24 protein-coding genes are annotated in these 23,909 nt (G+C 64.9%); 9 read left to right on the forward strand and 15 right to left on the reverse strand.

What is annotated here, in order from left to right:
• Positions 1-44 precede the first annotated feature (44 nt).
• The 3 genes from rfbB to R2770_08150 all read right to left on the reverse strand — a co-directional run bounded on the left by rfbB (position 45) and on the right by R2770_08150 (position 2,439).
• On the reverse strand, positions 45-998 hold the full coding sequence (rfbB, locus tag R2770_08140; protein MEZ5280430.1) for a dTDP-glucose 4,6-dehydratase: 954 nt from the start codon (positions 996-998) through the stop codon (positions 45-47).
• 13 nt (positions 999-1,011) lie between these two features.
• Positions 1,012-1,563 (reverse strand): dTDP-4-dehydrorhamnose 3,5-epimerase family protein, encoded by a 552-nt coding sequence (locus tag R2770_08145; GenBank protein ID MEZ5280431.1) that lies wholly within the window; start codon positions 1,561-1,563, stop codon positions 1,012-1,014.
• Positions 1,564-1,641: 78 nt separating this feature from the next.
• Positions 1,642-2,439: a biotin--[acetyl-CoA-carboxylase] ligase gene (locus tag R2770_08150; GenBank protein ID MEZ5280432.1), complete on the reverse strand. Its 798-nt coding sequence runs from the start codon at positions 2,437-2,439 to the stop codon at positions 1,642-1,644.
• Positions 2,440-2,571: 132 nt separating this feature from the next.
• Here R2770_08150 and R2770_08155 point away from each other — a divergent pair, with 132 nt between their 5' ends.
• The gene (locus R2770_08155; GenBank protein MEZ5280433.1) at positions 2,572-4,317 is read left to right on the forward strand and encodes an acetyl-CoA carboxylase biotin carboxylase subunit; all 1,746 of its coding nucleotides are present in this window, start codon (positions 2,572-2,574) and stop codon (positions 4,315-4,317) included.
• A 3-nt stretch (positions 4,318-4,320) separates the two neighbouring features.
• Here R2770_08155 and R2770_08160 read toward each other — a convergent pair whose 3' ends face one another.
• Positions 4,321-5,037 carry an FkbM family methyltransferase gene (locus tag R2770_08160; GenBank protein ID MEZ5280434.1) on the reverse strand — a complete coding sequence of 239 codons (717 nt, stop codon included), beginning with the start codon at positions 5,035-5,037 and terminating at the stop codon, positions 4,321-4,323.
• Positions 5,038-5,123: 86 nt separating this feature from the next.
• Here R2770_08160 and rfbA point away from each other — a divergent pair, with 86 nt between their 5' ends.
• Positions 5,124-6,032, forward strand: a complete 909-nt coding sequence (rfbA, locus tag R2770_08165; protein MEZ5280435.1) for a glucose-1-phosphate thymidylyltransferase RfbA — start codon at positions 5,124-5,126, stop codon at positions 6,030-6,032.
• A 12-nt stretch (positions 6,033-6,044) separates the two neighbouring features.
• On the opposite strand, the gene R2770_08170 is transcribed toward rfbA, so the two are convergent.
• A complete protein-coding gene (locus R2770_08170; GenBank protein MEZ5280436.1) occupies positions 6,045-7,412 on the reverse strand; it encodes an NAD(P)H-quinone dehydrogenase in 1,368 nt (455 codons plus the stop codon).
• A 60-nt stretch (positions 7,413-7,472) separates the two neighbouring features.
• Between R2770_08170 and R2770_08175 the strand changes: the two genes are divergently transcribed.
• Entirely contained in the window at positions 7,473-9,785 is a 2,313-nt protein-coding gene (locus tag R2770_08175) for a hypothetical protein (GenBank protein ID MEZ5280437.1), read from the forward strand.
• A 20-nt stretch (positions 9,786-9,805) separates the two neighbouring features.
• On the opposite strand, the gene R2770_08180 is transcribed toward R2770_08175, so the two are convergent.
• The 6 genes from R2770_08180 to moeB all read right to left on the reverse strand — a co-directional run bounded on the left by R2770_08180 (position 9,806) and on the right by moeB (position 15,450).
• On the reverse strand, positions 9,806-10,483 hold the full coding sequence (locus tag R2770_08180) for a class I SAM-dependent methyltransferase (protein ID MEZ5280438.1): 678 nt from the start codon (positions 10,481-10,483) through the stop codon (positions 9,806-9,808).
• Entirely contained in the window at positions 10,480-11,190 is a 711-nt protein-coding gene (locus R2770_08185) for a glycosyltransferase (GenBank protein ID MEZ5280439.1), read from the reverse strand. The genes R2770_08180 and R2770_08185 overlap by 4 nt, the downstream gene beginning before the upstream one ends.
• Positions 11,191-11,644: 454 nt before the next feature.
• Positions 11,645-12,556 carry a hypothetical protein gene (locus R2770_08190; GenBank protein MEZ5280440.1) on the reverse strand — a complete coding sequence of 304 codons (912 nt, stop codon included), beginning with the start codon at positions 12,554-12,556 and terminating at the stop codon, positions 11,645-11,647.
• On the reverse strand, positions 12,553-13,308 hold the full coding sequence (locus tag R2770_08195; GenBank protein ID MEZ5280441.1) for a class I SAM-dependent methyltransferase: 756 nt from the start codon (positions 13,306-13,308) through the stop codon (positions 12,553-12,555). Before R2770_08195 ends, R2770_08190 begins: the two co-directional genes overlap by 4 nt.
• The gene (locus R2770_08200) at positions 13,301-14,230 is read right to left on the reverse strand and encodes a glycosyltransferase family 2 protein (protein ID MEZ5280442.1); all 930 of its coding nucleotides are present in this window, start codon (positions 14,228-14,230) and stop codon (positions 13,301-13,303) included. Before R2770_08200 ends, R2770_08195 begins: the two co-directional genes overlap by 8 nt.
• 83 nt (positions 14,231-14,313) lie before the next feature.
• The gene (gene moeB, locus R2770_08205; protein MEZ5280443.1) at positions 14,314-15,450 is read right to left on the reverse strand and encodes a molybdopterin-synthase adenylyltransferase MoeB; all 1,137 of its coding nucleotides are present in this window, start codon (positions 15,448-15,450) and stop codon (positions 14,314-14,316) included.
• An 86-nt stretch (positions 15,451-15,536) separates the two neighbouring features.
• On the opposite strand from moeB, the gene R2770_08210 reads away from it, so the two are divergent.
• A complete protein-coding gene (locus R2770_08210) occupies positions 15,537-16,829 on the forward strand; it encodes a CAP domain-containing protein (protein ID MEZ5280444.1) in 1,293 nt (430 codons plus the stop codon).
• 3 nt (positions 16,830-16,832) lie between these two features.
• On the opposite strand, the gene R2770_08215 is transcribed toward R2770_08210, so the two are convergent.
• On the reverse strand, positions 16,833-17,597 hold the full coding sequence (locus R2770_08215; GenBank protein MEZ5280445.1) for a Sir2 family NAD-dependent protein deacetylase: 765 nt from the start codon (positions 17,595-17,597) through the stop codon (positions 16,833-16,835).
• Between the two features lie 155 nt (positions 17,598-17,752).
• On the opposite strand from R2770_08215, the gene R2770_08220 reads away from it, so the two are divergent.
• Positions 17,753-18,322, forward strand: coding sequence for a hypothetical protein (locus R2770_08220; GenBank protein MEZ5280446.1), 570 nt, complete (start codon positions 17,753-17,755; stop codon positions 18,320-18,322).
• Here R2770_08220 and R2770_08225 read toward each other — a convergent pair.
• The gene (locus R2770_08225; GenBank protein ID MEZ5280447.1) at positions 18,211-19,659 is read right to left on the reverse strand and encodes a leucyl aminopeptidase; all 1,449 of its coding nucleotides are present in this window, start codon (positions 19,657-19,659) and stop codon (positions 18,211-18,213) included. The genes R2770_08220 and R2770_08225 overlap by 112 nt on opposite strands.
• A 68-nt stretch (positions 19,660-19,727) precedes the next feature.
• On the opposite strand from R2770_08225, the gene R2770_08230 reads away from it, so the two are divergent.
• The 4 genes from R2770_08230 to R2770_08245 all read left to right on the forward strand — a co-directional run bounded on the left by R2770_08230 (position 19,728) and on the right by R2770_08245 (position 22,074).
• Positions 19,728-20,342: a TIGR00730 family Rossman fold protein gene (locus R2770_08230; GenBank protein MEZ5280448.1), complete on the forward strand. Its 615-nt coding sequence runs from the start codon at positions 19,728-19,730 to the stop codon at positions 20,340-20,342.
• Positions 20,343-20,352: 10 nt separating this feature from the next.
• The gene (locus tag R2770_08235) at positions 20,353-20,967 is read left to right on the forward strand and encodes a DNA-3-methyladenine glycosylase I (protein ID MEZ5280449.1); all 615 of its coding nucleotides are present in this window, start codon (positions 20,353-20,355) and stop codon (positions 20,965-20,967) included.
• Between the two features lie 177 nt (positions 20,968-21,144).
• Complete coding sequence (locus R2770_08240; GenBank protein ID MEZ5280450.1) at positions 21,145-21,354, forward strand: hypothetical protein; 210 nt, start codon at positions 21,145-21,147, stop codon at positions 21,352-21,354.
• Positions 21,355-21,525: 171 nt separating this feature from the next.
• Positions 21,526-22,074, forward strand: a complete 549-nt coding sequence (locus tag R2770_08245; protein MEZ5280451.1) for an HNH endonuclease — start codon at positions 21,526-21,528, stop codon at positions 22,072-22,074.
• On the opposite strand, the gene ligD is transcribed toward R2770_08245, so the two are convergent.
• Both ligD and R2770_08255 read right to left on the reverse strand, forming a co-directional pair.
• Positions 22,037-22,927 carry a non-homologous end-joining DNA ligase gene (ligD, locus tag R2770_08250; protein ID MEZ5280452.1) on the reverse strand — a complete coding sequence of 297 codons (891 nt, stop codon included), beginning with the start codon at positions 22,925-22,927 and terminating at the stop codon, positions 22,037-22,039. The two genes, R2770_08245 and ligD, sit on opposite strands and share 38 nt — an antisense overlap.
• A gap of 9 nt (positions 22,928-22,936) precedes the next feature.
• Positions 22,937-23,896 (reverse strand): Ku protein, encoded by a 960-nt coding sequence (locus R2770_08255; GenBank protein ID MEZ5280453.1) that lies wholly within the window; start codon positions 23,894-23,896, stop codon positions 22,937-22,939.
• Positions 23,897-23,909 lie beyond the last annotated feature (13 nt).

Here is a 23,909-nt window from a genome sequence, read left to right on the forward strand (position 1 = left end):
CGAGGCTACAACGACGAAGGCCGCCCGATGATGAGGCCCCGCGTTCAGCCCCGTCTGGGCTGCCACCACCAGGTGTTGCTTCGGTACCACTCGACGGTCGACGCGAGGCCCGCTCGAATGTCGATGGTGGGGACCCACCCGAGCTCTCTGACCTTCGAGCTGTCGACCGAATACCTGAGATCGTGGCCGGGTCGGTCCTCGACTCGGCGTATGGACCTCTCGTCGGCTCCGCACAGTTCGAGTATCAGTTGCGTCAGGTCGAGGTTGGTCAGTTCGCAATCGCCCCCGACGTTGTAGATCTGGCCCGCCTCACCGTGACGCAGAACCAGGTCGATCGCTGCACAGTGATCGACCACGTGCAACCAGTCGCGGATGTTGCTGCCGTCTCCGTAGAGCGGAAGCTGCTGGCCCGACAACAGGTTGGTAACGAACAGCGGGATGATCTTTTCGGGGAACTGGAACGGTCCGTAGGTGTTGGAGGCCCGCGTCACCGAGATGTCCAGACCGAAGGTCTTGTGGTGGCTCAGCGCTATCAGGTCAGACCCGGCCTTCGACGCGCTGTAGGGCGAACTGGGAGACAGGGCATCGTCCTCGACGAACGAGCCTTGGGCCGTCGAACCATAGACCTCGTCGGTCGAGACGTGAACGACCCGTTCGACACCTGCCAGGCGAGCGACGTCGCACAGCACGTTGGTGCCAAGGCAGTTCGTCCGCACGAACGCGTCGGGGTCGACGATCGAGCGGTCGACGTGGGACTCGGCAGCGAAGTTCACCACCGCTTCGTGACCGCCCATTATCTCGGTCAGCAACAGACGGTCGCCGATGTCGCCCTTCACGAACGTCACACGAGGCTCTTCGACCAGATCGGCGATGGTGTCGATTCCGCCCGCATAGGTCAACAGATCGATGATCGTCACCTTGTCGTCCGTGTTCGCCAGCAGATACCTGACGTAGTTCGAGCCGATGAACCCGGCCGCGCCTGTAACCAGGACTCTCACTGATCAGAGCCTCTCACGTGCGCAACGCCGCGTGGGGCTTCCACATCTCTTCGATCTGCTTGCGGCGGGGGTTGTACATGTCGCGTTCGCTCAGGACCGGGTCGGCCAAGCCCCAGTTGGCGTCGATGTCGGGATCGTCCCAGGCCACTCCCAGCTCATCGGCCGGGTTGTAGTAGTTGTCGACCAGGTACGTGATCGTGACGTCTGTCAGAGCCGCGAAACCGTGGGCCACACCAGGTGGGATGTAGACCCCCAGGTGCTCGTCGCCGCCAAGGTCCAGCTCCAGCGTTTCGCCATCGGTCACCGATCCGTCCCTCAGGTCGTGCAAGACCAGGCGAGCGCGGCCGTATGGCACATACCAATAGTCGGCCTGATGGAGGTGATAGTGCAGACCCACGATCGAACCAGAGTTGCGGTCGGCGCGATTGGTCTGAACCATCTCCCGAGCCCCAGGAATCCAGCTTCGCCTGTAGGTCTCGATGAGCATCCCCCGCTCGTCGCGGTGAATCCTCGGGCGCACGATGTAGACGCCCCTGATGTGTTCTGATTCGCGGACCTCGGCCATGCCCGACCCGTCGACCGCAGGCCCGACCGGCTAAAGCAAGGCTCCCCGGCGATAACGCCAGGCTGCGCGATGACCCGATCAGGCTTGGGCGGCCGCGTCGATGTCGCCGACCTCGAAGGTCCTTCGCCCGTGTTCGGTCTCCAGAACCAGATGGCCCATGGTGTCTATGTCGACTGCGCGGCCGCTGAATGTCCCCGCCGGTGTCGTCACGCTGATCTGGCTGCCGATGGTGGCCGAGATCTCGACACACTGCTCGCGCAGCCAACTTGGTCCACGACCTCGGTCGTCGAGGGCCGTCAGCACCAGCTCGAGGCTGCCCAGAACCAGCTTGGCCAGTTCGGATGCACTCACCCGGCGTTCGATGAGGTCGTCCAGAACCGTCACCGGCCGCCCTATGGCCTCGGCCAGGCCAGGTTGGGGCCTCAGGTTCAGACCCACACCGATCACGGCCCGCTTGCCATAGGGCGAGTCGACGAGTTCGCCCAGAACGCCTGCGAGCTTTGCCGTGTGGCCATCTACCTCGTGAGGGCCGACCAGGTCGTTGGGCCACTGCATTCGAGCATCCGCGCCCAAGGTGCGACAGGCGGCGGCCGTGGCGAAGCCGACGGCTGTCGAAAGGAGATGAACCTGCTCCATCGGGCGAGAGTCGAACAGGATCGACATCAACATGCCCGATCCGGGAGGCGACTCCCAGACGCGGCCCTGACGGCCGTGGCCGGCGCTCTGGTGATCTGCGCGCAGCACGTACCACGGGTCGACGGTGCGGTGAGCCGCTTCGGCCAGGATCGTGTTGGTCGAGGTCACCGAATCGAGTTCGGCCAAGCGGAAACGAGTGCCCTCGACCGCAGTAGCCTCGGGGAGTTCGATCTGTGTCATCGAAGTACACCTCCGATGCCGATCGTACCCCGACCGACGGAGCCCCCCGGGCTGCACCAGACCGCGACCGCTCGGTTCTGTCGGGGCGGCTCAACGTGCAAATATGGTCGGTCAACGAGTCTGCGAGGTCCCATGTTCAAGAAAGTCCTCATCGCCAACCGCGGCGAGATCGCGGTGCGAGTCATCCGTGCATGCCGCGAAATGGGAATCGCCACCGTGGCGGTCTACAGCGACCTCGACCGCGAATCTCTGCACGTCCGGATGGCCGATGAGGCATATGCCCTCGGTGGCCAGACCGCGGCCGAGTCCTACATCAACACCGAGGTGATCCTCGACGTCATCAGGCGTTCAGGTGCCGACGCCGTACATCCTGGTTATGGGTTCTTCAGCGAGAACGCCGACTTCGCTCGCTCGGTCACCGACATGGGAGTCGCGTTCATAGGCCCGCCGCCCGAGGCCATCGAGGTCATGGGCGACAAGATCTCGGCTCGACTCGCCGCCGAGAAGGTCGACGTACACGGCGTCCCCGGCACAACAGATCTCATCACCGACCCGGCCCAGGTCAAGGCGTTCGGTGACGAGTACGGCTGGCCGGTCGCCATCAAGGCCGCCTACGGCGGTGGCGGCCGAGGCATGAAGGTCGTCAACGGGCCAGACGAGGTCGCCGACGCCATCGAGTCGGCCCAGCGTGAGGCCCTGGCGTACTTCGGCCGTGACGAGATCTACATGGAGCGCTACCTCACCAAGCCTCGCCACGTCGAGGTGCAGGTACTGGCCGACAGCCACGGCAACTGCGTGTACCTGGGCACCCGGGATTGCTCGGCCCAGCGCCGACACCAAAAACTCATCGAAGAAGCGCCGGCTCCTGGCATTCCAGACGAGATCCTGACGGCTATGGGCGAGGCTGCAGTGGCCGTAGCCAAGGGTTGCGACTACGTCAACGCGGGCACCGTCGAGTTCCTGTACGAAGACGGCTCGTTCTATTACCTCGAGATGAACACCCGCCTGCAGGTCGAGCACCCGGCGACAGAACTCGTCACGGCGGTTGACCTGGTCGAGATGCAGCTTCGCGTGGCCGCAGGCGAGCCGCTGCCGTTCGATCAGGACGGCGTAACCATCTCTGGCCACTCGATCGAGGTGCGTATCAACGCCGAAGACCCAGCCGGCGGAGCCTTCAGGCCTTCGCCCGGACCCATCAACAAGCTCCGCGTGCCCGATGGCTACGGCACCAGGTTCGACGGTGGCTACGAGGCCGGCGACGAGATCTCGCAGTACTACGACAACCTCGTGGGCAAGCTGGTCGTCTGGGGCCGCAATCGCGACGTGGCCATCGCTCGAGCCATCAGGGCACTCGAAGAACTCGAGATAGAGGGCGTGGCCACCACGATCCCCGCCGACCTCGCCATCTTGCGCCACCCCGACTTCCAGGCCATCGAGCACAGCACCAAGTGGGTCGAAGAGACGCTCGACCTGAGCGACGTGGTGGCTGTGATGCCCCCGCAGGCCGACGAAGAGGAAGAGCTGATCCGCAAGGAGACCACGGTCGAGGTCAACGGTCGCCGGTTCCGAGTAGCGGCCTGGGTACCCGAATCGGGTCTGGCCGCAGCGCCCGCCAAGCGCAAGAAGCGCGAAGCACGAGGCGGTGGCGCCGGCGGTGGCGCCGGAACGGGCAAGGTTGCCGTTCCGATGCAGGGCACCATCGTCAAGGTGTTGGTCGAAGTCGGCGCGGAGGTCACCGCAGGTCAGCCCGTAGTGGTCCTCGAGGCGATGAAGATGGAAAACAACATCGCAGCCGACAAGGACGGAACCATCTCCGAGATCAAGGTCTCGGTGGGCGACACCGTCGGCGCCGGCGACGTTGTCGTAGTGATCGAGTAGCCGCTACGGGTGGGCCACGAAGTTCCAACGCCGTCCGGAGTAGAACTCGTCCTCGAACTCGGCCTTCGAATAGTGCGGCTTGCCATCTAGATAGCGGTCCAGGCCCGAGACCTTCAGTCCTTTTCCGTCGAAGATCTCGAACACTGTCGCGGGTTCGGTTCCGTAGTGATCAGCGGCGCCGAGGCCGTGCTCGAACACCACCACGGGGCGCTGGTCGAGCACGCGCGAAGCACCGCGAAGCACTCCGAGTTCGCCTCCCTCCACATCGATCTTGACGAAGCTGACGTGGGCGTCTTCGGGAACGATCGAATCCAGCGTTGTCGTTCGCACGCGGATGCGTTGCAGCTCCTCGTTGGGACGGTCATAGCGCCGCTCGCGCAACCCGCTGTACGACGGGTTCGAGACCACGTGGACGAACTCGACGTCGGGGCCGGCCTCGGCTGCCAGCGCCGCCTCGTGCACCACCACGCTGGGGAATCGTTCGCGCACCAGCGCAGCCAGCTCAGGGATGGGCTCGATTGCGATGTGCTGGGACTCGGGCGCCGCTTCGACCAGCGCCGCAGTGACATCGCCCACATTTGCGCCCACATCGACTGCCACGGTGCCCCCGGCCACGACCCGCCTGATGATCTCGCGAGTCCATTCGTCGTCGCGATGATTCTGCGGAATGTCCAAGTGATCGCTCTGGTCGGCCTGAGAGTTGTCTGCGGATTCGCCCATCCCTGAACCGTAGCGGAGGCTGCACGCGGGCCGGTTCAATCACCGGTTCGCTTAGGGGCCACCTCGGCGGGTCGACCAAGCACCTTGTGAAGGGCATCCTCCTGGCGGGCGGGGCGGGAACGCGCCTGTACCCCAGCAGCGCTGTGGTCGGCAAGCAACTGCACACCGTCTACGACAAACCGATGGTCTTCTATCCCCTGTCGACGTTGATGATGGCGGGTATTCGCGAGATCCTCGTCGTATCGTCGCCCGCCGACCTTCCGCGCATTCGCGACTTGTTGGGCGACGGCTCGAGCTGGGGAATCGACCTTTCGTATGCGGTTCAGCCCAACCCTGGCGGAATCGCCCAGGTGTTCTTGATCGCCGAGCGGTTCCTCGACGGATCGGCGTGCACGCTGATCCTGGGCGACAACATCTTCCACGGCCGCATGGACCTGGGCCACGTGGTTGGCGAGTTCGGCCGCGGAGCCAACGTGTTCGGGTATCCGGTCGATGATCCCTCGAGCTACGGCGTCGTCGAGTTGTCGCCGTCGGGCGAGGCGGTTTGCCTGGTCGAAAAGCCCAAGACATCCCGATCGAACCTGGCCGTGACCGGCCTGTACCTGTACGACGGCGATGTCGTCGACCACGCCCGCCAGTTGGTGCCCAGCCCCAGAGGCGAGCTCGAGATAACCGACCTGAACAGGCGCTACCTCCAGCTGGGCCAGTTGTCCGTCACCGAACTGGGACGCGACATCGCATGGTTCGATTCGGGAACCCACGAAAGCCTGCTCGAAACAGCCAACTTCGTCGCCACCGTCGAGAAGCGCCAGGGTCTCAAGATCGCGTGCCTGGAAGAGGTCGCGTACAACATGGGATTCATCGACACGTCCGGTCTCGAACGCGCAATCGAAGCGATGCCCCGAAGCCCATACCGAGACTACGTGGAACGCGTGGCCCGGGCCGTCCAGAGGTGCACCAGCGGCGTTCGCTCGGGCTGCACGGTCAGCCCGTGAGGGCTTGCCGACCTACTCGGCGGCCTCGCTGAGCGACTCGGACAGCGACGGATACACCAGAAGGCTGTCGCGGATGTCGTGCACCTTCAGCCCGGCCTTCACAGCGACCGCTATGACCGAGATCAACTCGGCCGCGTGGCTGCCGACGATCGAGCCGCCCAGGACCACGCCGGTGTGCGGGTCCGAGACGATCTTGACGAAGCCTGCAGGGTTGTCGTTGATCAGCGCTTTGGCGTTGGACGAGAACGGCACCTTGGTGACCCTGATCTTGCGACCCGACGCAAACGCGTCGGCCTCGGCCAGTCCTACGTCGGCAATCTCGGGCTCGGTGAAGATGGCCGAGGCGGCCTTGTCGTAGTCGATGTGAGTGTGCATACGACCCTCGTGCATGCCCATCAGGTGTTCTGCGATCTTGCGCCCCTGCATGGTCGCCACAGACGACAAGGGCAGTCTGCCGCTGAGGTCGCCGGCCGCGTAGATGTGGGGAACCGACGAGCGCAGATGATGATCGACCACCACATAACCCCAGTCGTCGACCTCCACACCGGCCTTCTCCAGGCCCAACCCATCGGAGTTCGGGATCGAGCCGATGGCCAACAGTGCGTGCGAACCGCGAGCGATTCGACCGTCGTCGCAGTGCACAACGACCTCGTCGCCCTCGCGCTCGATGGCAGTGGCCCTGGCACCCTTGAACAACCGGATGCCCCGGTCGAGGAAGTCGGCCTCGAGCACTGCGGCGGCCTCGGGGTCCTTCTGGGGTAGAACCTGCTGGCGGCTGACGATGAGCGTGACCTTCGAGCCCAGGCTCTCGAACATGTGGACGAACTCGACACCGGTCACGCCCGAGCCGACGACTATGAGGTGCTCGGGGAACTCGGGCGGTGGGTACGCGTCACGCGTAGACAGGACACGCTCGCCATCCATCGGCGCCCAGTCGGGGATACGCGGCCTGGAGCCGGTCGCCAAGACGATGCCGTCGGCCTCGACCTGCTCGACGGTTCCGTCTGCGTGTTCGATCTCGGCCGAATAGGGGCCCGTCAGCCGGCCGCGGCCTGCGATCATCCGAACGCCCTGGCTGGTCAGCAGCTCCTCGATCGAAGAGCGCAAGCGCTGCTTGATCGTGTTTACCCTGTGAACCAACAGGTCGCGCTCGACCTTGGGCTCTATGTCGGCCAGCCCCAACCCGGCTACCCGCCTGGCGAACGACACCGCCCCGCCCGTGGCGATCATCGACTTGGATGGCACGCAGTCGAGCAGGTGGGCTGCCCCGCCGAGCACATTGTCCTCGACGAGTGTCACCGATGCGCCGTGCCGGGCAGCGTGACTGGCAGCTTCGTGGCCCGCAGGCCCGCCACCGATGATGAGGACGCGTTTCGTCATGAGAGTCGAGCGTACCCGCCTAGCACCCTGCAGCCAGCCCCTTACCGTACCCTTGGCCAGATGTCATCAGCCAAGCCGAGCGCGCAGGAGCACGCCTGGCGCTCAGTTCGAACAGTCGTCGCCGAAGCCGCCGCAGTTGCCATCCTGACATCGATCGTGGCCGCTGTGGTCCTGGGCTTTTTCAGCAACGGGATCGGTCGCCCGCTTCACTACTCGGGCGATGAACTGGCAGGCCTAGGTCATGTTGTCGGCGTCGACGAAAGCGGCTGGTGGTTCGAGAACGAAAGGCTCGGAGCGCCCTATGAGCTCGAGGCCTACGACTTCCCGCAAGGGGGCGACGGCCTTCAGGTGTTGTTCGTCCGGATAATCGGCCTGGCGGGCGACAACCCGGCCGCGATCATGAACCTGTACTTCCTGGCGACGTTCGCGCTGGTGGCCTTCGTCAGCCACCTGGTCATGAGGTATCTCGGTCTGGGTCCGTTGGTGGCCGGCGCTGCATCACTGTTGTACGCCCTGATCCCGTTCCACTTCTGGCACGGAACGCCTCACATCTACAGGTCAGGCTATTTTGCTGTTCCGCTCGGCGGTCTTGTCTTGCTGTGGGTGGGCGGTTTCAGGGGTGGGTACTTCAAGCGACGCGACTCACGCCCAGGGGGCTCGCATCGTCAGATCATCAGGCGAGATCGAGTGGCGGTGACAGCACTTGCCATCGCTCTGATCGCGACCACCGACACGGTCGCAGCAGCCTTTGCTCCCTCGTTGGCCGCGACCATCGGAATCCTGGCCCTGCTGCGCACCCGCGACTGGCGACCATTGGCCGTCGCTCTTGCGTTCGGCGTTGCCGTGGTCGGCTCGGTCACGCTGGCCAACATCGGATCCCTGCTCTATCAAGCCGACCGCGGGCCCAACGAACAGACGGTCAAGCGAGATATCGGCGAGCAAGAGGTCTACGCGCTGAAGCTTTCACGTGTCGTGCTGCCGTCTGAGGAGCACCGCATCGAGGCACTTGCCGAGTACGGAAGGAAGCCTCTCGAATCGCGGATTCAGAGCGAGGGTGGGCAAGCCCTTGGGCTGATAGGCGTGGTCGGTCTGGTCGCGAGCCTCTTGGCTCTCATCCCGTTCACCAGATCGGGCATAGGCAACAGCAGCGAAGACGAGGCCGACGCGCCCGAACTCGATCGGTTGCTGGCACTGTCGGGGACGATCAACCTGATTGCGATTCTCCTGGCGGTGCCCGGTGGTCTGGCCTTCTTGCTGACGATCTCGGGCTTCGAGGAGATCCGTACATGGAATCGGATCATCGTCTACGTCGCGTTCTTCTCGTTCGTCTCGGTCGGGGTCGTCTTGACGAAGATGGCCACGATCGTCGGCCGGCGATCACAGGCCAGGGCAGTTCCGGCCGCGCTCTTGGCTGCGGTCGTCGCCTTCGCCATCTTCGATCAGACGCCTGCGGCATCGGGCCGCGCCGAAGACATCAAGTCGCAATGGGAGACCGACTCGCAGTTCTTCGGCCAGATAGAGGCAAGCCTCGCCACCGACCCTGATCCGATGCTCTACACGCTGCCTCTGGTGCCATACCCCGAACCCGACCGGGCCACCTACCCGATCGACTACCAGCACATGAGGGCGATACTGCAGACCGAGCGCCTCGAGGTGAGCTACGGCGCCATGAGAGGACGCCCCGAGAGCCTCTGGCAGCTTCAGCTCGAACGGCTGCCCGTCGATGTGGCGGTCGACGTCCTGGCCGCCATCGGTTTCGACGGTATCTATGCCGACACCTGGGCGCTGCCCGACGCAGGCGTGCGCCTCGACTCGATCATGCCGGTCGAGCGCGGGCTGGAGCTGGGGCGCAACCGCAACTATCCCATAGGCGACAGGCTCGGTACCCTGACCGACCAGATCGGCCCAGATCGGGTTGCCGCGCTGGCGTCGGAGAACCTTCGCTCGGTCGACATCGAGCTGGGCACTGGTTTCCACACACCCGGCCGCTTCGGCCGCGCCGGCAGTTTCGCCGAGGATGCAGCGGTTATCCACCTCGAACCGCTCTACGACGAGGCGGCCCAGGTGACGCTGGTGCTCGATCTGTTGACCGCACCTGGCGCCGGCCGGCGAGTCGACGTCGAGGTGGGTGGAGAGGTCGTCGCAACCTCGCTTTCGGCCGACGATCGCTCTGTGCACCTCGAGGTTCCGCTGATGGTGGGCCCCGAGGGCCTCGATGTCAGGCTTCTCACCGACAGCCCAGAGTTCCAGGCGCCTGGCGATGCCAGACGAATCCAGTTGGCGCTGAACGGCGCTTTGGCGCTGGGGCCAACAACTCACGAACTCTATGGTCTGGTCAACCCTGACCGCCTGGCTCTGACGCTTGGCGGTTAGCCGGCGTCGTCCGGTGTAGATCAGGCTCTGCGGCCGGCGGTCGCCAATACGAATCCATGACGGGCGTCCTTGGCGCCGGCGTCGGTGCGCGCCATCGCCGACACCACCGCCCGCCCTCCTCGGGGCCACACCTGCCAAAGGGCGCGCATGGGCAGGTATCCGACCCGGTAAGCCCGCATCGAGATCGATCGAACCTCGACATCGTCGGCGCCCGCATTGCACAACAGCTCGGCCAGATGCGAAGGGTCGTAACCTCGCACCCGATGGTGGCCCCAAATCTGGTCGATCTTTTTCTGCGCTCGCCCTGGCAGGACCCTGATGTCGATGCTGGGTGTGGTCAAGACCAGCTGGCCCCCGGGGGCCAAGAGGCGGACCAGCTCGGTCACGAATCGCTGCTCGTCGTCGATGTGTTCGATCACGTCCAATGCCAGAACGGTGTCGGCGCAACCGTCGCGCAACGGGATGTCCGTGCCGCTTCCGGCCACGTATGACACGGCGGGGCTGCGCGGCACGACCTCAACGTCGACCAGAACCCCACCGGCAACGCCGAGCTCGGCCAAAGCCCGCCCGTCGCGGCCACCGACGTCGACCACCAGACCCCGAGTGTTGATGGTGTCGGTCGCCTTGAAGAACTCGGTGCGATAGTGAGTGCCCGGGCGCAGTGGCTCGTCCAGCACCTTTGCCACTCCAGTGTTCAACCGCTGACCTCCGCGTAGATCTGCCGATACCGCTGCGCGATGTTGGCCATGTCGAGGCTAGGCGCTACGTGGTCTTTGCCGACACGACCACGCTGCGACAGCTCGGTGGGATCGCCCAACGCCTCCCCCAGCGCGCCGGCAAGAGCGAGGTGATCGCCAGGTTCGACGAGCCACCCGCCACCGGCGGCCAGAACCTCGGCGATGCCTCCCAGACGGCTCGCCACGACGGGCACCCCAGCGGCGAGGGCCTCGGCCAGCACAACCGGCGTACCCTCCATGTCGCCGTCACGGCCGACCACCGAGGGCATCACCAGCACGGCGCAGGTGCTCAGTTGCTCGAAGACCTGTGCGCGGCTGACGCGGCCCACGAACTCGACCCGATCTGCTACGCCGATATCGATGGCGAGGCGTTCGAGGAACGGGCCCTCGGGACCATCGCCGGCAACCACCAAGCGGGCTCGGGGCAAATCCGACATCGCCCGGATCGCCACGTCGACGCCCTTCTTGTCGGCGAGTCGTCCCACGAACAAGATCTTGTCGGGTTCGGGCCTGCGCGGCCCGACGGCATCTGCCACCTCGGCCAGGTCGGTACCCATCGGCAGGACCTCGACGCTGACCGATGGAGCCAGATCGTGCACCCGCTGGCGCAGGTCACCGCTGACCGCCACCACGTGCGCCGCCCGTCGCAAGGCCCAACGACGGACCATCTCGAGGGGGCGACCTTCAGCGAGTGCATGTCGACCCCGTGGGCTGTCACCACTATCGGAGCGCGCCAGCGAGACGGCACTGCGGCGGCTATGGCCCCGCTGGGCAGCAGCCAGTGGGCGTGAATGACATCTGGGCCGACGCTTCGAGCTGCCCGGATAGTGGCCAGCAGCATCGCCGCAAACAGGAACGGAAGCTCGATCACGCGCCACGGCTGCGCCCGGACGTTGGGAAGGGTTGCTCCGTGGGCCACCCCCTCGATGGGCCGAACGAAGTACGCGAAGCGCCTCACTTCGATGCCTTCCATGACCTCGAAGCGTGCGGCACCTGGAACCCGCGGCGTAACCACTACCACGCGCTCCAAGTCTGCGATGCGACTGGTCAGGTCGAGGACGAACTGCGGTGTGCCGTCGCCGGCTTTGCCGGGAAAGGTCGAGGTCACCACCAGCAGCTTGGTCATGGCTTGTCACCTCCGACGCCCGGCACATCGCCCAGCAGGCGTCTGTGCCAACCGGTGAGCGCGCTTGCGCCCAGCATCAACGCCAAGACCAGTGTGGTGGCCATTCGATCGGTTGCCGAGGCGGTAATGGCCAAGGCGCTGTCCAGGTCGGCTAGTCCGGCAAGCAGACCGGACAGAGCTTCCTTCAGCCCCAAGCCGGCCGGAAACACCCCGGTTGCGGTCGAGATGACGTTCGCCAGAACGATCGGGATGGCCTCATAGAGGCGGTCTCCGATGTCGAGAGCGTGGATGATGAGGGTGGTTCGACCGATCTCGGACGCAACCATCGCCGCCTCGATGGGCACCAGAGACGGAACCAGGCCGGCTGGGGCGAAGTGATTCAGGACCACCAACCCCAAACACCCGGCGGCCGCGAGCACCGCCCCGAAAACCGGGGAGGTCAGGATCAAGAAACAGCCGCTGAGCGCAACCCCACTCGCCACATAGATCAGCCCGGCGAACGCTTGCAGCTTCACGGCCGTCGACACCTTCGACTGGCCCCGGCTCAGGTACCAGGTACGCACTAGCACCGATCCCGGCAGTGGCAGCACGTTGGCGCTCGACGCCAGAAGCGACGCGGCCAAGGCCTTCGTGTAGAGGGGCTCGCTGCGACCGGCTCGAGCCAGGGTCCGAAGCTCGAACGCGTTGAGCGCAAGGGCCAGGGGTGTGCCGATGAGCGCGGCGAGGGCCACCAGCCACAGGTTGGGATCGAGGTCGCGGCTGCGGTAGTCGTCTACGGCCCACCAGGCGATCACAACAAAAACAACGGCGGCAATGACCGAGAGTGCAATACGCACCGGACGCGGCGGGTTCCTGACCTTCGAGACCAGCGCCGAGACACGAGCGACGGCGCCGACGCTGTCGGTCATCGAGGTTTGGTGGCCGTGGCTACGTAACCATCGCTCCAGTCGCGCTGGTAGGCCAACCGCTGGATGGTCGAGAAGGGCTTCAGAACACCGGGCTTCAGGATCTTGCCCATGCGGTTGAGCCTGGACTCGGTGGCCACGCCCGACTCGATGGTGCGGTCGATGCGGTCTTGTTCGTCTGTCGCATCATCGGGTCGGCTACCAGTGACTCGATTCATCAAGGTCTGGGTGTGCCTCAAGACATTGCCCAGTGGAAAGCCATAGTTCGAGATCGCCACCTGCTCGAGCCCAGCCGAGGCGAAGAGGGCCTCGAGTTCGCCGTGCTCGTAGCGGCGCACATGACCCACAGCGCGGTCGGCGTCGCCGAATTTCGCCTGATGCGCGGGCACAGAAACCAGCAGTCGTCCTCCCGGCTCGAGATATTCGAGCCATGAGCTCAGTGCGCTGCGGTCGTCTTCGATGTGTTCGAGAACCTCGAATGCCATCAGATAGGAAAACGTCTCGCGTTCGAGTTCGGCGAGTGAGTCGACCACCCTGGCCCGACCCTCGAACCGATCTCGCAACAGTTCGCGGCTGCGCTCGCCCAGGTCGTTGAGGGTGGCGTCGAAGCCGCGCTCGACGAAGGTCTCGGTCACGTGGCCGGTGCCGGCGCCGACCTCGAGGAGCCGGCCCGGCTGCCAGTCGGAGGTGACATCGCCGATACAAGCCAACCTCAACAGATGGCGCGGCGAAGGAACCCATTCGGTTTCAGCCACGAGACGACTCCGCCACGGTGTCGGCATCGCGACGCCGCCTGAGGTGCACGAACAGCTCGGCCAGCAGTCCCACCGAAACGAGCTGAACGGCCACGACCGTGCACAGCACTCCGATGATCAGCGCGGGCCTGGTGCCGATGCCCTCGCCCATGATCTTCAGGATGCCCATCCAGGTCAGCAGGCCGGCTCCTATGGCTCCGAGAATCAGGCCGATACCACCGATCAGGTGGAATGGCCGGCTGTCGTAGGTGGTCAGGAACTTGACCGTCACGAGGTCGAGGAAGCCTCGCCAGAACCGCGATCGGCCGAACTTCGACCGACCCTTGTGGCGCTCTCGGTGATCGACATCGACCTCGGTGACCCGATAGCCGGCCCAGGCTGCCAGCACCGGGATGTATCGATGCAACTCGCCGTACATCTCGAGCGACCGGGCGACCTCGCCCTTCATCACCTTGAAACCGCTGTTGAAGTCGCGCCCCTCGACACCCGTTACGCGGGCGGTGGCCGAGTTGTAGACCTTCGACGTGTTGCGCTTGATGAAGCGGTCGTTTCGCACCGAACGCCTGCCGGTGACCAGGTCGAAGCCCGAGTCGATGACCCCGATCATCCGGGGCAACTCGGCCGGGTTGTCCTGACCGTCGGCGTCCATCAGGACCACGATGTCGGCGTCGACGTTCGAGAACCCGACCCGCAAGGCTTCGGATTTGCCGAAGTTTCTGCGCAGCCTGATGTGCTGCAGGCGGGGCTGCTGGGCAGAAAGCTCGTTCAGCACCTTGTCGGTGCCGTCGGACGAGCCGTCGTTGACCACCAGGATCGACCAGTCGGTTGTCAGCGTGTCGAGCACACCGGCCGCCTCTTCGATGACAACGGGAAGATTGTCAGCCTCGTTGTATGCCGGCATCAAGACCGTTATCGACCGCAATTATCGAATCCTCGCCAAGTCTGAGTCGACCCAGAGTACAGCCGGAGCCCTTGCCGTAGGTGTACCGCTGAGCCCGCCCGGAGTCAGGGTTGTGCAATCACCACAAGGTCGCGGTTGGTGTGGGTGATCGGGTTCGCCGGGTCGACCGGAATTCGGAACTCACGGAAGGTCATGTCCATGGCATCGAAGGTCAACAGCCTGCCACGCAGACTCGTTCCGAGGCCCAGCAGCAACTTGATCGCTTCCACGGCTTGGATTGTCCCCACTACACCGGGCAGAACTCCGAGAACCCCGGCTTCGGCACAGTTGGGCGCCAGCTCAGGCGGCGGGGGCTTGGGCATGAAGTCTCGGTAAGTCGGGCCTTCCACCGGGTCGAAGACGCTGATCTGTCCCTCGAAGCGGAAGATCGACCCGTAGACGACGGGAATGCCCAGCTTCACGGACGCGTCGTTCAGCAGATAGCGGGTGTCGAAGTTGTCTGCTCCATCGATGATTACATCCCAACCGTCGGCGACTTCGAGAACGTTCTCAGCCGATAGATGCTGGGCTATCGGCACCACTTCGACATCGGGGTTCAGTTGGGTGATGGCGGCCCGCGCCGACTCGACCTTTGCTTGCCCGATGCGCGTTGTGTTGTGAATGACCTGGCGCTGCAGGTTGGTCTCGTCAACGACATCCATGTCGACCAGGCCGATGCGCCCCACTCCGGCTGCAGCCAGATACAGCGCTGCGGGCGAGCCGAGCCCGCCCAGGCCCACCAACAACACCGACGACTCCAGCAGCCGCTGCTGGCCCGCAAGGCCGATCTCGGGCAACAGGACGTGACGCCGATAGCGGGCCGACTCGGCCAACGAAACCGCCCCCGGCAGCACCCACTCCATTCCCTCCGATTTCCACCGATCGAATCCACCCGCAAGCGACGCCACGTTTTCATAGCCGAGGGCGGCCAAGGTCTGGGCGGCGAACACCGACCTCACCCCCGAAGCGCAGTAGGCCACCACGGAGGCCGACCGGTCTGGCACGAGCGTTCCGACAGACGTCTCGAGTACCCCCCGGGGGATCTTCAACGCCCCGTCGATGAGGCCATTCGCCACCTCGTCGGGTTCGCGTACGTCTAGCAAGACGACATCGTCGTCGTGCAACCTCTGCACCAGTGAGGCCGGATCGATCTCGGCAACGCCGGCTCGGGCTGCGGCGAGGAGTTCATCGAAGGACGCCATGAGCTCCGAAGCTACTCAGCGGCTCACAAATTGCCACTCAAGTGATGCTTCAGGGCACGCCGATGCCTTCTCCTGTCATGAGACGGATGATGCGGTTACTCATTGCGGCCCTGGCCGCCCTGCTGCTGGCGACGGTTGGTTCACCTGCCCTCGCCTCGGCTTCCACGACGAGCCAGGCCCCGCCTGCAGCGGCGTCGGCCAACACTCGCGCCACGTCGGCAGAGCAGGTCTTGTTCGACCTCCTCAACGATGTTCGTGCCGAGCACGGGCTCGAGGCCCTGCAGCGTGATCAGCTCCTCGACCAGATCGCTCTCGAGTGGACCCAGGGCATGGCTCCACAAGGTTCGCTGTCGCACCGGGGCGATCTTCGCGCCCAGGTAGAGCAGCGGGTGACCACCCAGTGGATGCGCATCGGCGAGAACGTCGGGTGGGGCCCCTCGGCCGAGTGGCTGCACCAGGCGTTCTTCAACTCGGCTCCGCACCGGGCCAACATGCTCGGTGAATACAACCGGGTCGGCATCGGTGCGTTGCTCGAGCCGGATGGCGACCTGTGGGTCACCGTCAACTTCCTGGACGGCCCCGACCTCGCCCAGGTCACGCCACCAGAACCCTCGCCCGTCGAGGCGACACCCGCCGCGGCCTGGGCCGTGAACCCGAGCGGTGTCGTGGCCCCTGTTGGTGATGCCCCTTTCCTAGGTGACCCTTCGGGGCTTCCTCTGGCCAGGCCCATCGTCGGCATAGCGTCGACCCCTTCGGGGAACGGGTATTGGCTGGTCGCCAGCGACGGCGGCATCTTCGCCTTCGGCGACGCAGGCTTCCACGGATCGACCGGCGACATACGGCTGAAGGAGCCGATCGTCGGCATGGCGCCAACCAAGACCGGCAAGGGCTACTGGCTGGTCGCCAGCGACGGCGGCATCTTCGCCTTCGGCGACGCAGGCTTTCACGGATCGACGGGTTCCATCGATCTCAACCAGCCGATCGTCGGCATGGCGCCAACCAAGACCGGCAAGGGCTACTGGCTGGTCGCCAGCGACGGCGGAATCTTCGCCTTCGGCGACGCAGGCTTCCACGGATCGACCGGCGGCATGTCCTTGGCAGCCCCCATCACCTCGATGGCAGCCACTTCGGCCGGCTCGGGATATTGGCTCGCCGCAGCTGACGGCGGCGTGTTCACCTTCGGAGACGCCCACTTCGCCGGCAGCGCTGCGGGCCTGGGAGCCCGGGTGCTGGGGATGACCCCTGGCGCGGAGGGCGACGTCGACTATTGGGTGTACCTGGCCGACGGCCGCGCTGTTGGGTTTGGCGATGGGCCGGCCGTGTCAACTGCAGTGCTTGACCCTGCCGCTTCGCTGGCGGGTGTTGCCATCAGGCGCTGAGCCTCACCACAAGGCGGGCACGATCTGCGAGATGGCGCCTCTCACCAACACGGTGGCCAGGTGGTCCATCTCGGTCGGGTCACCGTTCACGATGACGATGGGCACGTTGCGTCGGGCGGCCAGGGGAACCACACCGGCGATCGGGTAGACCGCCAGAGTCGTGCCGATGGTCAGCATCAGGTCGCACTCGAGCGCCGCTTCCTCGGCCCTGCGAATGTCCTCGGGCACAAGCGACTGCCCGAAACTGATAGTGGTCGACTTGAGGATGCCTCCACACTCGGGACAATCGGGATCTTCCTCGCCCCCTCGGACCCGGTCGAGGGCGACGCTCATGGGGGCCAGGTAGGAGCACGACAAGCAGCCGACGTTGCGGATGCTGCCGTGGATCTCGACTATTCGCTCGGGCGCCGAACCTGCAGCATGGTGCAGCCCATCCACATTCTGGGTCATCAGCGACAGCAGCTTGCCCTTGCGTTCCAAACGAACGAGCGCCCTGTGTGCGTCGTTGGGCTCGGCCGACCACGCCCGCGAGTCCAAGCGACTGCGCCATGCCGTCACCCTGATGTCGCGCTCGGCCACGTAGTTCTGCAGCGTCGCCCGCTTCTCGGCGGCCGGGTTCTTGGTCCACACCCCTTGTGGGCCCCGAAAGTCGGGGATGCCCGAATCGGTCGAGATGCCCGCACCGGTCAGGACTGCAATCCTCGACGCTTGCGCGATGAGTGATCGTGCGGCTTCGAGGGCTTCAGAGTCGGGAGCTGCGTACGCCATCACCAGAGTGTGCTCGCTGGCCGTACTTCGGCGCACCTCGGGTTCGACATCACCTGCACTTGCGTGGATCAAATACAACGAGATATGTTGAAACACATCCCGATCGCCCTCGGCTGCACTACGCGGTTGCCGCAGTCTCCGAAAGAGGATGATCGATGTCTCACACCCAAACCACCACACCCGACCTTCGATGCGGACGCCTAGACCTGACGACATGGGTCGACCCCATAGTCGACGAGCTGGGCCACGATCCGAGGTCGGCCTACGCCGAGATGTTCTGGCTACCGGTGGTGGGCCCCTCGACGTTGTGGTTCGCCAGGGCTGCCGTGGCGCGAATAGACGGCTCAGAACCCGACGAGCTGATACCGGTCGATGTCTCCGACACTGCAGCCAGCCTGGGCCTGGCCTGGAACGGCGGCATCAACTCACCATTCGCCAGAACCGTCATGCGTGCGATCAGGTTTGGCTTCGCGCGCCCGATCGGCAGCCACAGCCTGGCCGTGCGACGCCGATTGGCGCCGTTGAGTCACCGGCAGGTACAACGGCTGCCCGAGCGCCTGCGCGATGCCCACGTCAGGTGGGCAAACGGGTTGGACGCTCGGGCAGGCGTGGGTCAGAAGTTCTCGACCAGCTGCAGCAGCGTGCGAACACCAAACCCGGTGCCGCCCTTGGGGCAGATGGCCGAGGCTTCCTCGGTCGAGGCCGGTCCGGCGATGTCCAGGTGAGCCCAGGCGTGTTCGCCGGCGAACTCCCGCAGGAACAGTCCAGCCGTCAGGGTTCCACCCCAGCGCCCGCCGCCGATGTTCTTGATGTCGGCGACGTCAGAGTCGAGCTGCTTGCGGTACTTGTCGGGTAGCGGCAGGTGCCAGACCTGCTCGTCGGCTGCTTCGGCGGCCTGCTCGATCGATCCGATGAGGGCATCGTTGTTGCCCATCAACCCGGCGATGTCCATTCCAAGCGCAACCAGGCACGCACCGGTGAGGGTGGCCAGATCGACGATGGCGTCGGGTTCCATCTCGGCTGCCAGGCTGAGACCATCGGCCAACACGAGACGACCCTCGGCGTCGGTGTTCAGCACCTCGACCGTCTTGCCGTTGCGGGCGGTGAACACGTCACCAGGCATGATCGCCGTCGGGCCGGGCTGGTTGTCGGTACAGCAGGCGATGCCGACGACGTTGACGTTTGGCGCAACCGCAGCGATCGCCGCCCCGGTTCCGATGACCGCCGCAGCGCCACCCATGTCGGTCTTCATGTTCATCATGCCGTCGGCGGGCTTCAGAGACAGCCCACCGGTATCGAAGGTGATGCCCTTGCCCACCAACACGAGGGTGTTGGTGGCGCCTTCGGGCCGCCAAGACCACTTCACCAGGCGGGGTTCGTGGATCGAGCCGGCGTTCACGGCCAACAGGCCACCCAGGCGCTCTTCGCGAATCCGGGCCAGGTCCCACACCTCGATGTCGACCGGGGTTCCGGCCACAGCCGCCACCGCGGCGTCTGCTAGGTCGGCGGCGCGGAGGCTGCCCCCCGGACGGTTAACGAGGTCTCTGGCCAAGGCGATGCCACCCGCAACCCGGGCAGCCTTGGACAGTGCGGCCTCGGTGTCGACGCCGTCTGGAACCGACAGCACCACGCGCTGCAGCGCTGCTGGGTCCTTGGGCGTGCCCTTCAGTTCGTCGAAGCGGTACGAGGCCAGCAAGACTCCCTCAACCACCGCCTCCAATGCCGTCTGAGCACCGATGGCATCGGACGCCTCGACCACCATCGCGGAAGAAACGCTGTCCAGTGCCGACGCAGCTTGGTACATGGTCGCGGCGCGCGACCGAACCGATGCGACGGTGGGCTCAGCTTCGCCCAAGCCGCACAGCACCACGACACCGTCGCCACCGGCAGCGACGAGCTTTTGTCCGGGCTTGCCCTCGAAGTCGTTGACCTTCAGGAGTGCTGCGTCGATGCCGCAATCGTCGAGCCCGTCGGGCCGGACTCCGCGTTCGGCCGCCGCCGCCCCCACCCGGTCGTCGCCGGAAACGAATTCGAAGCCCGAGATCTCGAACGTGATGGGCATGCGCCCGCCCTCCTCATGTCTGAACCAAATTGTGGGAACCGTCCCCGCTACAAGGCTACGGTCGCACGATGACCATCGACCGTACTCCTCTGGGTGAAAGGCCCGCTCGCAATCTCGAACGGATCTGCATCTATTGCGCATCATCGATGGGCAACGACCCGCTGTATCGACAGCTCGCCACAGACGTCGGCACCCTCTTGGCCCAAAACGACATCGAGGTGGTGTACGGCGGTGGCGCCGTCGGGCTGATGGGAGCGGTGGCAGATGCGGCCATGGCCGCCGGCGGACGCGTCATCGGGGTCATACCGGTGGGGCTGTTCTCGCGCGAGGTCGGCCACGACGAGATAACCGAGCTCGTCGAGGTGTCGTCGATGCACGAGCGAAAGCAGATGATGTTCGACCTGTCCGATGCCTTCGTGGCCCTGCCCGGTGGGCTTGGCACGCTCGAGGAACTGGCCGAGGTCGCGACATGGAGCCAACTCCAGGTGCACGACAAGCCCATCGCCGTGCTGAACTGGCGAGGCTTTTTTGATCCATTGCTCGAATGGCTCGACCGCGCGGTCGATGCCGGCCTCATGAAGGCCGCCAACCGCGACATCATCGCGTCGGTCGACCAGCCCGCCGACCTTCTGGACACACTGCGCACCTACCAGCGCGCCGCCGTACCCAAGTGGATCGATTGAGGAGCCGCAAGTGAGTTCTCCTGAACACCTGATCGATGGGCGTTGCTGGTGGGCCGGCACAGACGCCGACTACGTCGAATATCACGACCACGAGTGGGGCAGGCCCGTCGACGACGACGTCAGGCTGTTCGAGAAGATCTGCCTGGAAGGCTTCCAGAGCGGCCTGTCGTGGATAACGATCCTGCGCAAACGAGAGAACTTTCGGGCCGCTTTCGACGGCTTCGACTTCGAGAAGGTCGCCCGGTACGGCGACAACGATGTCGCCCGCCTCCTCGACGACGCAGGCATCGTCAGACACCGCGGCAAGATCGAGAGCACCATCAACAACGCTGGCAGAGCCATCGAGCTGGCAGACGAGTTCGGCTCCCTAGGCGCTTACTTCTGGAGCTGGGAACCCCGCCAGCCCGAGGGCGAACCGACTTCTGACGGTTGGCCGGTGCCATCGACCACGCCCACATCGACGGCATTGGCGAAGGATCTGAAGAAGCGGGGATGGTCGTTCGTCGGCCCCACCACGGTGTACGCCTTCATGCAGGCGATGGGCCTGGTGAACGATCACGTCGATGGCTGCCACGTCCGCGATCAGGTCGATGCTCTGCGCCGATCGCTGACGAGACCCAGCTAGACACACATGCCCACAGCTACCCCGCCGTGACAGCGGAGGCGCGAAGCGCACCCTCCGCGCTCTTCCGGTCACTCTCAATGCTTCGGTTGTCTTTCAGATGAGTGTCCTACCCCCTCAGTAAGGTTTCGCATACGCGAAACCAGCACAAGAACGACCCGAGGGGAAGAGAAACTGACGGTGGTTACTCTCGAAGAGTTCCAGGCACAACGCCACCGGGCGACCGACCTGGTGGTCACGGCAAAGCGGTTCACGCAGACTCACCACAGCCTGGTCGTGGCCTGTGCCGACTTCGCCGACGGCCCCGTTTGGATCGCCGACGGCGCTCCGTCCACCGCTCATTGGCTGGCCGAACGCACCGATCACTGCGCGAACACTCTGCGTGAGTGAATTCGCATCGGCCGCTCTCTTCGCGGTCTTCGCGCCACCGCGGCGGCATTCGAGGCAGGGGAACTGTCCTTTTCGAAAGTTCGAGCGCTCACCCGTTTCGCCACAGCCGAGAACGAAGATGAGCTACTCGAGCTGGCCGGCAGGGTTCCGGCCGCCGGCATCGCAACAGCCTTGGCCGCATGGTCGGCCCGAAACGAAGAAGACGACGTCATCGAGGCCCGACAACGTAGACACCGCCATCTGAGCACCCGCATCGACCCCGATGGAACCGTGTGCGGATCCTTCCGGCTGCCTCCGCTGGCTGGCGGCAAGCTACTGGCGGCGGTCAACACGACGATGATGCGCTCCACTGCCAAACGCCAACCCGACGGCACCTGGCCCACCGGAAGCACAGTCGACCGCCAACTCCCCGACGTGTTCATGCGTGCGCTGATCCATGACAGCAACCGCCGGCCTGTCGACGCCACCAATCGGCGGCGTTTCCCGACCCCACGCCAGATGCGTCTGGTCAAAGCCCGCGACAAAGCCTGCGTCGACTGCGGCCGCCGAGACCTGCTGGTCTACGACCACGTCCCGCCCTTCGAAGCCTCTGGTCACACATCGACGGCGGAGCTGGAGCTTCGATGCTCACCGTGCCATACCAAACGGCACGACCAGCACGATCGGTCTGCACACTCGCTGGTCAGGCGGCCGGGCCTGGAAGGTGCTGCACCCGCGTAGCGACCTCGGCAAACAGATCGCCCATCTGCTCGATCCTGGCTACAACTTCGTCAGCTCCGAAGCTCAGAGCCGCCCCGTCGGAGGCCGCCGCCACCTCGTCCCACGACACCGGCGTCGAAACCGTCGGGTGCGACCTGGCCCTCAGCGAATACACGCCGATGGTGGTCTTGGCCCGATTGTTCTGGGACCAGTCGACGAACACCTTGCCGTGGCGCTTCGCCTTGGTCATCTCGACCAGCACCTTGCCCGGGTGCTGTCTTTCGAGTAGCTGCCCGACCGCCAACGCAAACGATGAGGCGTGCTCGTGAGTCGAATCAGGATTGTTCAGGGGGACGTAGACCTGCAGGCCCTTCGAACCAGAAGTCTTCGCCCAGCCTGCGAGCCCAACCGAGTCGAGCACTTCGCGCATCCACAACGCCACCTGAGCGCACTCGGCGATGCCTGCAGGCGCACCTGGATCGAGGTCGAACACCAGGATGGTGGGCGTGTCGAGGGCTGTGGCCTTGGCCATCGGAGCGTGGATTTCGAGCGCGGCCTGGTTGCCGGCCCACACCAGGGCAGCACGATGGTCGAAGACGCAAGACCTGACACCCCGGCGCGTCCACCTCACCGATCCAATCAGGAGCGTGCGACGGTCGGTTCTTCTCGAAGAACGACGAACCGTCGACGCCGTTGGGAAGCGCTTGAAGGTCAGGGCCCGTCCGGCGATGTGAGGCAACATCACGGCGGCGACCGCGTTGTAGTAGCCGATCACGTCGCCCTTCGTGAAGCCGACCTCGGGGTAAAGCACCTTGGTCAGGTTCGTCAGGCGCACCACTCGGCCGTCGATGTCGACCGAGGCCGAATCAGCCATGCGGCTTCATCACGCGCTCTTCTTGGCTCGCGCCGAGGTCTTGGCGGTGGCCTTCTTGGCGGCACTCTTGTCGGCGGCAGCCTTCTTGGCAGCCTGCTTCTTGGCAGGAGCGCGCTTGCGGGTGGCCTTCTTGGCCGGTGCCTGCTGGCCGTCGTCGCTGCCGACGCCGTCGCCAGACCCTGCTCGCGACGCCTTGGCCGCCGCCACCGATGCCTCCAGCGCAGCCAGCAGATCGACGACCTTGCCGTCGTCTACCTCGGGCACCGACATCACGACCTCTTCGCCAGCGGCCTTGCGCTCGAGCAGGTCGATCAGTTGATTGCGATGGGTGTCCTGGTACTCGGAGACGTCGAAATCGCGCTCGAGTGAAGCGATCAACTGCTTGGCCATCGACAGCTCGGCCTGCGTCACCTCGACGTCGGCGACCGCTTCCAGCTCGGGGATCGACTGGGGCGACACCATCTCGTCTGCGTACACGAGGGTGGCCAGCTCCATGCGGCCGCCGTTGGGCCGGATAGCGGCCAGCATCTGCTTGTTGCTGCGCACGAACCTGGCGATGGCAACCTTGCCCTCGTCCTCCATGGCCTCGCTCAGCAATCGGTAGGCCTTCTCGAACCCCTCGGTCGGGGCGAGGTAGTAAGAGCCGTCGAACGACATGGGATCGATGTCAGAGATGTCGACGAACGCTTCGATGTCGATCGCACGCCCGGCCTTGGGCGCAACCGACTGGATCTCCTCGTCGCTGACCAGAACGTACTGACCCTTGGCGTACTCGAACGCGCGCACGATCTTGTCGGCCGGAACCTCGGAGCCATCGGCCGCAGAGACCTTCTTGTACTTGATCCTGCTCATGGTGCGCTCGTCGAGCTGGTTGAAGCTGACCGACTTGCGCGACACGGCGTTGTACATCTTGACCGGGATCGTCACCAGCCCGAAGCTGATCGAACCGTTCCAAATGGCACGTGGCATGAGATCTCCGTTA

The organism is Acidimicrobiales bacterium, from assembly GCA_041394185.1.
In the GTDB taxonomy this organism is placed as follows: Bacteria; Actinomycetota; Acidimicrobiia; order Acidimicrobiales; family Poriferisodalaceae; genus JAAETH01.